General features: G+C 40.5%; 4 protein-coding genes and 2 pseudogenes. All 6 read left to right on the plus strand.

Going from position 1 to position 8,459, the window contains the following annotated elements; translation table 11 throughout:
* A pseudogene (locus OQJ86_RS25680) lies at positions 1–1,002 on the plus strand (hypothetical protein); the annotation flags it as partial.
* A 9-nt stretch (positions 1,003–1,011) separates the two neighbouring features.
* Positions 1,012–3,165, plus strand: coding sequence for a hypothetical protein (locus OQJ86_RS25685; protein ID WP_265992073.1), 2,154 nt, complete (start codon positions 1,012–1,014; stop codon positions 3,163–3,165).
* Positions 3,166–4,394: 1,229 nt separating this feature from the next.
* Positions 4,395–4,619: a hypothetical protein gene (locus OQJ86_RS25690; RefSeq protein ID WP_265992075.1), complete on the plus strand. Its 225-nt coding sequence runs from the start codon at positions 4,395–4,397 to the stop codon at positions 4,617–4,619.
* 24 nt (positions 4,620–4,643) lie between these two features.
* Positions 4,644–5,672, plus strand: a pseudogene (locus tag OQJ86_RS26655) (hypothetical protein); the annotation flags it as partial.
* A gap of 195 nt (positions 5,673–5,867) precedes the next feature.
* On the plus strand, positions 5,868–7,865 hold the full coding sequence (locus tag OQJ86_RS25695; protein ID WP_265992077.1) for a hypothetical protein: 1,998 nt from the start codon (positions 5,868–5,870) through the stop codon (positions 7,863–7,865).
* A gap of 8 nt (positions 7,866–7,873) precedes the next feature.
* Positions 7,874–8,389 carry an outer membrane beta-barrel protein gene (locus OQJ86_RS25700; protein ID WP_265992079.1) on the plus strand — a complete coding sequence of 172 codons (516 nt, stop codon included), beginning with the start codon at positions 7,874–7,876 and terminating at the stop codon, positions 8,387–8,389.
* The last annotated feature ends 70 nt before the right edge of the window (positions 8,390–8,459 follow it).

Genomic DNA, 8,459 nt, shown 5'->3' on the forward strand with positions numbered 1-8,459 from the left:
GCCGCGACGGTTAATTTGAATGATGGTCTGGTTGGCAATCAATCAAAAACTGTGCCTATGTACACAACGTGTGTTGATCTTAGTGAAGGTGTTAAGGATTTCTCATCAGTGATCGAAAGTAGTTCAGCGGTATCTAACCGCTATGACTATAGGGTTCAAGTCTTTGATCCTGATGGCAACCTTGCTCCTTTTATTGATGTCACACTTGAATCAGTTTATGAACGGGGAGTATTCCAGAATAGAGAACCGATTAGCCATCTAACTACCAATGATTCAGGAGTTATTAACGATTCATATTTCGATATCTCTTTCACCGAGGAGGTAGTATCAATTGAAGTTAGCTCCGCAGAGGAATTGTTTCCGTTCGTTCCTGAAGACGATCATCTAGCCATTGATGTTACGGACCCATTGCTATGGAGCAGCGATGAATATTGGCTCAAAAGTGTATACGAGCCAGATGAAAAAGGGTTGATGTTGATACCAAATATCACCTACAGCAAACTTTTTCATATATATGAAACCCCTTTTTTTGGCGAGAACTTTGTCATTAGATTTCGAGTCACGGCTGATAGCCGCTCTTCTATAGGTGAGTTTGCGGTGATGATACAGCAATTAGGAAGTGATCAGAGTTCTTGGGAGCAAGATGGGGTTATGCAAACAGGAAATACTAGGCCATACCCAGTAGGTGAGCCGACAGCATTTGGTTTGAATATAAACCTTTTTGGTTCTACTCCCGTCTCATTGTTTGAAGGGGGAGAGGTGTCTAGTTCTACGAATATTAGCCTTCGTGACCCAGACCGTTATTACTGGTTTGATAAAAGAGGAGAGGCGGTTTTTGTTTATACCTCTCTCACCGAAGAACGACCTGCTGAACCTTCAGGCTCTTTTAATATAACAGGGGGAGTTGACCTAACCAATCCATATTGGTTATCGATTGGAGGAAAGAATAATAACTCTTCAACAAACTATCGTATTTCAGAACTGCACATGGCAGCTTACTAGGAGAACATAATGAAAAAGTCTTTAATACTAGCTCCAGTGGTGATGTGCTTACTTTCTGCGTGTAACGGTGGTTCTGGTAGTGATTCATCATCCAACAGTGTTGAAGGAAGCTCTCCCGAAGCAGTGAACATTGAAACTTCTCCTATCCAATCTAAAGGATTGGTGAGTGAAGAGGTTGCTATCGACGTTTTGGCAACAAATGATCTCAACGCGTCGATGAAGGTGGCATCTGTGCGTTCAATATCAGGAGATAGTTGCCGTGTTACCTCCATTAATAAACAGTCATTTACGACTAGCTCTGACGAAGTAGGAGAGTGCCAATACGAATACACAGTCGCACCACAAAATAGTGAGCTTTATGTCGGTGAGGAATCCTCAATTGTTCGTGTTTCTGTGTCTGAAACAGCAGCTGATAATACATTACCCAACCTTGCAGAAACGACGGATATTGATACGCCTGTTGTGATTGACCTTTCTCAGGAATTAGCGGGGGAGCTTGATACATCAGTGTTCTATCTATCGTCTGATGCACCTGTGCTTGGCGCCGGTATCGTGGATAGCGATGCGGCGAACAATGTGCTTACTTTTACTCCATTTGAGGTGGGCGTTTCTCGAGTTACTTACTCAATGACAGATGGTTCAGTCACCAAGCTAGGAACGATTGATGTTGCTGTTTCTGATACGCAGAATACGCCGCCAGTGGCCCTTAACTATGTCCGTGAAGGAAAGTTAGATAAAGGGATGTTGGTGACGATTGATTTAACGGACTATATCTCTGATGCAGAAGATGCGGTGATCCTCCAATCCGTTAGAGCTTACAATGCGGAGACGGAAATTACGTCCGCATCTGAGCATACCTTTACTTTTCGTTCCTCAGAACCGGGAGCACATGAAGTTGCTTACACCATTAATGATGGTCGCGGTGGATACGCGGTTGGACAAGTTTATCTTGAAGTAGAGCCTGATTTTAGCCTTGTTCAAGATTGGGATGATGTAACGGTTTACGATTCAACAATTGGTGCAGATATTACGTTTACGGCCCCTGCAAGTAAGGTGCTAGCGGACTATACCAATACCGCGTATACGAATTATCAAGCACAAGATGGGGTCACTGGGCCGAAAGGAGCGGAAGTGGTCACCATGAACCTTGAACAAGCGCAAAACTACTGTGCAACAAGAAATGGAAGACTACCGATAAGCCGAGAGTGGGAGCTACTCAATAGCAGCCAAGGAAATCTGTTCACCACACAAAACTGGCCAGCGGGGACGGGATATTGGAGCGCAGATATGCTTTCCGAAGGCTCTGGTAAAAGTTTCGATGCGACAAATGGCGGAAGTTCTGAGTTGCTAAAAGAAAATGGTGCAGGTTTTGTGACATGTATCTTGTTAAACAGTGACAGTGTAAAAGATTTTAGTTCGACATTAAATTATACATGGAATGGGATTAACGACTCGGGAAATAACACATATGAAATTAATGGTGCTGTGTTTGATCCAGAAGGAAATGAAGCGCCGTTTCAAAGTGTAGAGCTATTTGTCGCTGACTCTTCAAAAGGACTACTCGATAATAATGCGGTAATGAAAAATATCGTGACAAACAGTATTGGTATGATTGATGACGGTACTAATTACCTGGATCTCTCTTTAGAAAATGCTGTCGTAGCGCTGAAAACTCCTACCAAAGATTCTAGCTCTATTGTTTTAGTGCCTGATCAGCGTTCTAAGCAATCTCCGATATATGGACATTATGTTACTCCGTGGCAAACGGGTACCTATGATGTAGAGTCAACTCTTCTTCTACACTGTGGAGCTTGGGTAGATGGTATGGGAACCCCAGAACAAGGGATAACAGGTTCGTATGTTCGAGGGACAAATTATTACGTTAGTAGCGAAAATATTGATTACTTTGATATGAGAATAGGGAATTGGTATTGGAATAATAGAGTTGTTTATGGTTTTGAATATATAAAGATAGTTTACCGAGATGGTGAGGAACTTCAATGTGGTTCTTCTCAAGATGGCCAGTACTATCATAAGCGATTCACCATTCCTTTGGGTTGGCGTTTAAGCGGATTTTATGTTGAATCTGCATATCATCCCAGTCCAACAAATAGTTATCTTAATAAACTACAAATGTTTATTGAACCGGAAAATCAAAATTAGATATCGGATTTTTAATATTCTGTATAGTTAAAACTAGGTCTGAAAATTCAATATGAAAAAAGAGTTACCCATTTTGATTGAGGGAGTTTAATTACCGCTCAAAGACAATAGAGGTAACTCTCATTTTTTCATAGTAGTTAATCCAGTCATCAGATAAAAAGTAGGTTTTCTTAACCTTGCAGAAAACAGTATCCTTTGAACAGAGGGGCAAGTTGGAAGGCTCGAATGCAAGAAACACTGTGATGGGATTAATAGTAAGATAGAAACTGCACATCCAAATAAACTCCCTTCCAATACACATTCGTGCGTTGATACTTACAGCAAAATCGCACTCGCTAAACAGAAAACAAACAAATTAAAGCTTTGAATTAAAGCTTCCACCTTCCTTCAAAGTACTATCAAAATTTAGCAAAAGTTTATGTTGGTTTAAACGCTCTAAGCTTACATCGAAATAACGGTTGTTTAAGTTGATCAAATCCTTCTTGAATGTCTTCTCATCATTCTTTCGTCTCATGTCTGACGAAAATAAACAAACGATGACTGACATAAACGATTAATATTCGCTCTGGGTTTTGAGTTGCCTCTCATTGAAGTAAATTCAACAAAGGTAGACGTCGGTAAGCATAGAAATTACGAGCCATACATCTAGTCGGGCAACTCGGTGTTATTGATCTATTCATATTCAAACCTCTTGTTGAGATAAACTATCTCGCTTTAACATCTGGCTGCTCGACACTGATTATAGATAAGTCTTCTTTAATTTATTCACTACTTTCAAAGTATCCTCATTATGAATCTATAATTCTCATCATCTTTTAAGATAAAGCTCGTAATTATTTGGCTGTTATTTATTTAATTATAATGCTTTCGTATTAGATTATGCAGTGTATAACGCAGATTGACAAGGCTGTGGTATATAATGACTATTCAGAATGATTTATTAACAAAGCGATAATTTAGAAAATAGACAATGCCCAATTAGTATCAATTTGAATCTAGTTCCAGTTTTTTCTTCCTTGTTTTAGTTGACTTATAAAATTAAAGTGTTTTTTCTGGTTATTTTATTCTTTAAATTACATTGAATGGATGTATTTATTTTATAAATACAACTTAATGATTGTTGATGTTTGGTTTTCTTTTTTTTGAGTGCTAACTTAAATTCAATATGCAGGGTTTTTATAGTCTTAAAGATCATGTATGTGTAATTGAATATTAGTTAGGTGAAATATATGGAAAATCATAACTTCGATAAGGGAAATGAATTTTTTCTGCCAATAAAAATGGCTCCGAAAGCAAAAAAATTACTCTTAGCAACAATAATTGCTACTGCATTAGTAGGCTGTGATGACTCCGACTCTCGGTTATTGGAAGGTGGGGTAGAAGGTGAACCTGACTCTGGTTTATCGATTGTAGACACTGATGGTGATGGCATTCCTGATTATCTAGAGCCATAGTTAGGTCTAGAGCCAACCAATCCTGATACCGATGGTGATGGTCTCCCTGATGGTCAAGAAGATAACGATGGCGTATCTAACGAAGATGAAATTGCGGTTGGTTTAGATCCGAATAACCCCAACACCGATGGCTCAACTCCAGATGGAGAAATAGATACTGATGGCGATGGCATTCCTGATGGCCAAGAAGACAATGATGGCGATGGTGTCTCTAACGAAGATGAAATTGCAGTTGGCTTAGATCCGAACAATCCATCGACGGACGGTTCAACCCCTGACAATGAAGTCGATACAGACGGCGATAGTATTCCTGATTACCGCGAACCTGAGCTTGGTTTAGACCCAACTAACCCAGATTCAGATGGCGATGGTATTCCAGACGGTCAAGAAGACAACGATGGCGATGGTGTATCTAACGAAGATGAAATTGCGGTTGGTTTAGACCCAAACAATCCAACCACCGATGGCACGACACCAGATAATGAGGTCGATACGGACGGCGACGGTATTCCTGATTACCGTGAGCCAGAGTTAGGTTTAGATCCAACTAACCCAGATTCCGATGGTGATGGTATTCCAGACGGTCAAGAAGACAACGATGGCGATGGTGTTACTAATGAAGATGAAATTGCGGTTGGTTTAGATCCGAACAATCCATCGACGGACGGTTCAACCCCTGACAATGAAGTCGATACGGACGGCGACGGTATTCCTGATTACCGTGAGCCAGAGTTAGGTTTAGATCCAACTAACCCAGATTCCGATGGTGATGGTATTCCAGACGGTCAAGAAGACAACGACGGCGATAGTGTTACTAATGAAGATGAAATTGCGGTTGGTTTAGATCCGAACAATCCATCGACGGACGGTTCAACCCCTGACAATGAAGTCGATACAGACGGCGACGGTATTCCTGATTATCGTGAGCCAGAGATTGGTCTAGATCCAACTAACCCAGATTCTGATGGTGATGGTATTCCAGACGGTCAAGAAGACAACGATGGTGATGGCGTTACTAATGAAGATGAAATTGCGGTTGGTTTAGATCCTAACAATCCATCGACTGATGGCACGACACCAGACAATGAAGTCGATACAGACGGTGATGGTATTCCAGACTACATTGAGCAAAAAGTCGGTTTAGATTATACCAATCCAGATTCGGATGGAAACGGTACTCCAGATGGGCAAGAAGACAGTAATGGTGACGGCGTAACAAATGAAATCGAAGTCAATAATGGCGGAGATATGACTGTAGCTCAACCGGCAGCAACATTGGAAAATGAACGAGTTGTTGAAAGTGACCCAAGCGATAACGAATTGCTACAGTATGAGGATTTCCACGTAGCATATGACGTTGAGACTTATAGTTCTGATTTCGTTAGAGTTGATTATGAGCTAGTGCCTGTCGAATACGGTCCTACATATATCGGCGACGACGGGACGGAAACCGCGACACCTGAAGTCCGTTTGTTACAACATGGAGGATATGTAATCACTTTGACACCTTACTACAACTATTTAGGTGTTGAACTTGAAGGCGATAGTACAACATTGACCTTAGATGTCCATCTTGTTCGAACTTGGTTCCGAACTTATGGTGCAAATATGTATGTGTTTGAAACTCTTGAGGATATGGCGAGTCTAGATCGAACAACTGACCCCGAGGAATATTACTGGCGAGGCGTGCCTGAGGATTCATTGTTTATCACCGAAGATACACAGTTAACGAGAGCTTACTATGAATACTACTACCAATATTCGGATAGAAGAGATACAGGTAGTCTCGGCGACAACAACCTTGATGCGGGAGTCTATAGAGAACTCGAAAACATTGGGGGCATCGATATGCATTGGGCGTCGGTTTTCTTTGACGGGGAGTTTTATGTGCGTACATGGAATGAAAGGGTTGATAACCAAACAAGTACATTTGCTCGTTTATACACGAGTCTCGACCAAATGACCGGTGATGAATATGAAACTGTCAACGAATCTTTCGACAACGATACCTTTGAACATCGATTCTATAGTGCTAGCGAATACTCTGGTTGGGCTGGGAAAACTTTCGACGGTGAAGTTTATCTAGGGGCTGCGACGGATGGAAAAATGCGCTCATATAGCCATCTTTCAGAAGTAATCGGTGACAATCATAACGCATTTACTTTGGCTACCTACGACTACTCAGGTAATCATACTGACAAATTTGTAGCAGAATGGGAAATGTCTAAATTGATGCTCAATTCTATTCAATTGGAAGGGAGTCGAGTTAAAGATTTAGGACTGTCGTTTGATATTTCCTACGATTGGAGAGAGGGCATTGCAGTCAATAAAGTTGACTATATGTGGGAAAAAATTGATCGAACAACACATCAAGTAGTTGAATTGGTGGAGAGTGGTTCTACTACGACAAATGAACTCCCTTCATTTACTCCAGAGAGTGAGGGTATTTATCGCCTTACGTTACTACCTTTTGATTCAGACTTGATTCATGGATACCGTAAAATGTTGCAAGTTGAAGTAAGGGATTCTACTGAGTCGAATATATTTGACGATGTATATCGCTTGGTAGAAATTGGAAATGGTGGCTACGCCTCCGCAGGGAATGCTTTAGTGATTTACCGTACTGAAGAAGGTGATACCCCAGACTACCGTTATATTGTAGAAGCAAGAGACAGATATAATCGTGAATCTGGTGATATTTATCCAATAGGTGAAGGTGATCCTTTGTCTAGTATTGTCTATGATGGTCAATATATTTGGTTCTCGGTTGATGGCACTTTAACTCCATTTAATAGCATTGATGACCTAGCAATGCGTAAACCGGTAGAAGGAGTGACGACGTATGAGGTTAAATATGAAAGTCCATTACTTGAGGGAGGAGTAGGGAGTCTGTTCTATGACGGTGATTTTATCTATAAGGTTGACATATCTGAAGCAGAACCCGATCCACTTAACCCGACAACTGAATATGAAGGCGTCATTAAGCAGTATCTTAATATTCATGATGCCGCTCTAGATGAAAAACCAATAGTAGTATATACGGTTGAAAATACAGAAATGAACCCATATTCGAGTATGTTTTCTGATGGTAGTCACTTTTACTTGTTCGGAGCCGATGGTGCTCTGATTAAATACTCATCTGTAGCAACGTTAGCTCTAGGTGTTAATGGTGAAGTGCTCTATGACTCAAACAATCAGAATATCAATAGTAATACTAAAGCGTTTTACTATCATGACTTAAAATAGGGAACATTATGAAATTAGATAAGATTTTACTTTTTATTCTATCACTTGGTTTTTCGTTTTCATCGATGACACAAGCGAATGAGAATCGTGATATATATTTATCAACCAAATTAGGAGCTGGTTTTACAGATAGTACTTGTGGGAGAGAAAGTTATCATTGTGATGATTTATCGCTAATTGGCGCTTTCGATATAGGCTATCAGTTATCAAACAACTGGCGTTTGCAATCTTCGGTGGCATATTTAGGTGCCTATTCAGCAAAGTATGTAGACAATGTTGAAGTCTCATCTGACTTGATGATGTTTTCTGGTGAAGTCAAATATGTACTACCGGTATCTACGCAAGCTCGTATTGCCCTCGGACTGGGGATCGGCTATGTAAGTGCTGAGAAAGAGGTGCGAGACACTAAAGGTTACAGAGTAGAAAATGAAGATAAAACACTCAATCCAATGTTTTCTATTGGTTATGAATTTGATGTTAGTAAAAAAGTTAGCACCATTACAGAGTATCAGTTTGTTAATTAACCTGAGATCGGTTTAAGCCATCGCCATCAGCCCAGACTTTTCAGCATTGGTGATGTTGAGTGATGGCTTC

The sequence above is a fragment of the Vibrio sp. Sgm 5 genome, assembly GCF_026241575.1.
Classification (GTDB): Bacteria; Pseudomonadota; Gammaproteobacteria; order Enterobacterales; family Vibrionaceae; genus Vibrio; species Vibrio jasicida.

Coding starts and splice junctions, on each gene's coding strand:
- OQJ86_RS25685 (WP_265992073.1), top strand. CDS start 1,012: ATGAAAAAGTCTTTAATACTAGCTCCAGTGGTGATGTGCTTACTTTCT.
- OQJ86_RS25690 (WP_265992075.1), top strand. CDS start 4,395: ATGGAAAATCATAACTTCGATAAGGGAAATGAATTTTTTCTGCCAATA.
- OQJ86_RS25695 (WP_265992077.1), top strand. CDS start 5,868: ATGACTGTAGCTCAACCGGCAGCAACATTGGAAAATGAACGAGTTGTT.
- OQJ86_RS25700 (WP_265992079.1), top strand. CDS start 7,874: ATGAAATTAGATAAGATTTTACTTTTTATTCTATCACTTGGTTTTTCG.